The organism is Shewanella sp. 10N.286.52.B9 (assembly GCF_002873635.1).
Lineage (GTDB): Bacteria > Pseudomonadota > Gammaproteobacteria > Enterobacterales > Shewanellaceae > Shewanella.
On the sequence record NZ_MCTY01000002.1, the window covers coordinates 1 to 2,674 of the forward strand.

Sequence of the window (2,674 nt, forward strand, 5' to 3'; positions counted from 1 at the left end):
ATTAATGGTTATATTTAAATTAATTGGCTGAAGGAAAAATTATTTTTGCTAATTTACTTGAAAAATAAAATATCGTTCTCATATCTAGTTGTAAGTTAGGCACGCTCAATAGAGGTACTAACTAGCATTACGCCGCAAGGGTAATGACAAACAGCCAATAATGGCATTTTATTTTTCACATATTGCTTTAGACAAGGATATGACAATGCGTAAATTTAATTTAACTCCAGATTTAACTCCTCTTTATCGTAGTGCGATTGGTTTTGATCGTTTAGCTAAAATGGCTGAACACGCCGCAGTACAAAATGGTAACACCGGTTACCCTCCATACAACATCGAATTACTTGGCGAAAATCGCTACCGTATCACTATGGCGGTTGCTGGATTTAGTATGCAAGAACTTGATATCACTAGCGAAGGTGACAAGTTACTTATCAAAGGCAGTAAAGTGGCTGCAGTAAACGATGAACGTAAATACTTACATCAAGGTATCGCTGAGCGTGGATTTGAGCGCACTTTCCAGTTAGCAGACCATGTCAAGGTTGTTGGTGCTGAATTAGAAAATGGTTTATTAAATGTTGATTTAGTAAGAGAAATCCCTGAAGCGTTAAAAGCACGTAAAATTCAAATCAATTCTGCGCGCAGCGCTACCAGTAATACGATTGAAAGTTAATGCGTTACCGCCCTTTAGGTAAATAATAAAGGGCACTAGTTTCATCTCTTCCCTGATTTTTGCCCAACTAGATTCATTTTCCTAGTTGGGCTTTTTGCCTTATGACTGTTTATAAAGCCCCTCACAACAAATTGACGCCACATTATTGATCCCACATTAAAGTCACTCTCAACAAAAGCACTTCGCGATAACGTCGCTTTCAATAAAAGCACTGCTCGTAAAAGTCACAAGCCCCTATTTAAGCGCTCTATCTAAAATGACCGCACCAGCATCATTGTTACCCAGTTCATCATTAGGATTGTATATGGGGCAGTTTTTCATTGATAAACATCCACAACCAATACAGCCATCTAGAGAGTCACGTAAATTAGTCAAATAATTGATTTTTCTAGTTAACTGATTTTGCCACTTGGTCGATAGCAACGCCCAGTCTTCAGGGGTTGGGGTGCGTTCATTGGGAAGGTGGCTAAATGCCTGCTTGATATCCTGCAAGCTTATTCCCATGGTTTGGGCGGCTTTTATCACGGATATCCGCCTGATCACATCTCGGCGATAGCGGCGCTGATTGCCTTGATTGCGCAAACTGGTGATCAAGCCTTTTGATTCATAAAAATGCAGGCTTGAGACTTTTATGCCGCAACGCTTGGCCACTTGCCCGACTGTTAAATCCATTTCATCAAGCATCAAAATATTCCTATTACAGTAAAAATAATACTTTACCTCAACCAAGGTTGAGGTTTTATAGTGGCACTATATTACAACAAGTTGATTTAAAAATCGTTGCAATGCAGGAGGCAAAATGACGTATTTAATTTTTAAAACTGAACAAGTGAATACATTCAGTCATCGAACAACAACTCCGGTTACCACAGTAATCAAACCCTCTAAGGAAGTGGTCACTGAGCAAGCTTATGATGCTTCAGATGACCCAAGCCGCTCCCCAAGTGGCGCTAAGAATCATGATTTGTCAGCAGAAAACGCAATCACAGCGGTTATTGAACTAAGCCGAACCCTATTCAATCAAGTGATGATTAATAAGTAATGTCAGCTTTTTAAAACATGGAATATGATTATGCGATTAGAGCATTTAAATTTAGTAGTACAAAATTTAGACGCTAGCTTAGCGTTTTATCGGGCAGCTTTTCCCCATTGGCAAGTTCGCGGCGGTGGTGAAGGTGAGTGGCATGGGGTGCAGCGTAAATGGCTGCACTTTGGTGATGAATATAATTACTTATCGCTTAACGATGGCGGTAAAGGAAAAATGCGTCCCAATGAAGGTTATGATTTAGGCTTAGCCCATTTTGCTTATGTGGTGTCAGATCTTAAAAGTTTAATGGCAAGAATGGAGCAAGCTGGTTTTGAAATAGCGATTAAAGGCCGTGAAGATACTTACTCTGACAGTATTTATTATCTTGACCCTGATGGCATTGAGGTAGAGTTTGTCCAGTATTTAACGGATATTCCCAGTGAACGAAATCGTTATGTTTAAGTTTCATTGGCGCTTATAAATAGTATAAGCAACAGTAAAAACGAACAGTATTAGTTGGAGATTTATCTTAAGTCGGAGTCAGTATGCATCTTAATCAAGTTACCTTAACGGTTAATAATATGACTAAAGCCTGTGAGTTTTATTTAACTCTCGGTTTTACTCAAATCGTTAATACTGCCCATTACGCTCGTTTTATGTGTCCTGATGGTGAGGCCAGTTTTTCATTAACCTTAGATGAGCTGCAATTGAATATGAGTGATAACCGAACCGTTATCTATTTTGAACATGAGCAACTAGATGAATGGGTTAATCAGCTGATTAAAAAAGGCATCGAATTTGAAACTTTGCCCACAGATCAAGACTATTTATGGCGTGAAGCAAGGCTGTTTGATCCTGCAGGTAATAAGATAAAGCTGTATTGGGCAGGAGAGAATCGATTAAATCCACCGTGGCGAGTGACTATTCGTGATAAATAACCATTCACAATTAACAATTAACCATTAACCATTAAC

At 38.9% G+C, this 2,674-nt stretch carries 5 protein-coding genes; 4 read left to right on the forward strand and 1 reads right to left on the reverse strand.

Going from position 1 to position 2,674, the window contains the following annotated elements; all coding sequences use genetic code 11:
• The first annotated feature begins 205 nt into the window (after positions 1 to 205).
• The gene (locus tag BCU91_RS00250; protein ID WP_102438204.1) at positions 206 to 673 is read left to right on the forward strand and encodes an Hsp20 family protein; all 468 of its coding nucleotides are present in this window, start codon (positions 206 to 208) and stop codon (positions 671 to 673) included.
• Between the two features lie 234 nt (positions 674 to 907).
• Here the strand turns inward: BCU91_RS00250 and soxR are convergent, their stop codons facing one another.
• Positions 908 to 1,357, reverse strand: coding sequence for a redox-sensitive transcriptional activator SoxR (soxR, locus tag BCU91_RS00255; RefSeq protein WP_102438202.1), 450 nt, complete (start codon positions 1,355 to 1,357; stop codon positions 908 to 910).
• A gap of 115 nt (positions 1,358 to 1,472) precedes the next feature.
• Between soxR and BCU91_RS00260 the strand changes: the two genes are divergently transcribed.
• The 3 genes from BCU91_RS00260 to BCU91_RS00270 all read left to right on the forward strand — a co-directional run bounded on the left by BCU91_RS00260 (position 1,473) and on the right by BCU91_RS00270 (position 2,638).
• Positions 1,473 to 1,715 carry a hypothetical protein gene (locus BCU91_RS00260; protein WP_102476241.1) on the forward strand — a complete coding sequence of 81 codons (243 nt, stop codon included), beginning with the start codon at positions 1,473 to 1,475 and terminating at the stop codon, positions 1,713 to 1,715.
• A gap of 27 nt (positions 1,716 to 1,742) precedes the next feature.
• Positions 1,743 to 2,162, forward strand: coding sequence for a VOC family protein (locus tag BCU91_RS00265; protein ID WP_102530664.1), 420 nt, complete (start codon positions 1,743 to 1,745; stop codon positions 2,160 to 2,162).
• 83 nt (positions 2,163 to 2,245) lie between these two features.
• Positions 2,246 to 2,638 (forward strand): VOC family protein, encoded by a 393-nt coding sequence (locus BCU91_RS00270; RefSeq protein ID WP_102476242.1) that lies wholly within the window; start codon positions 2,246 to 2,248, stop codon positions 2,636 to 2,638.
• The last annotated feature ends 36 nt before the right edge of the window (positions 2,639 to 2,674 follow it).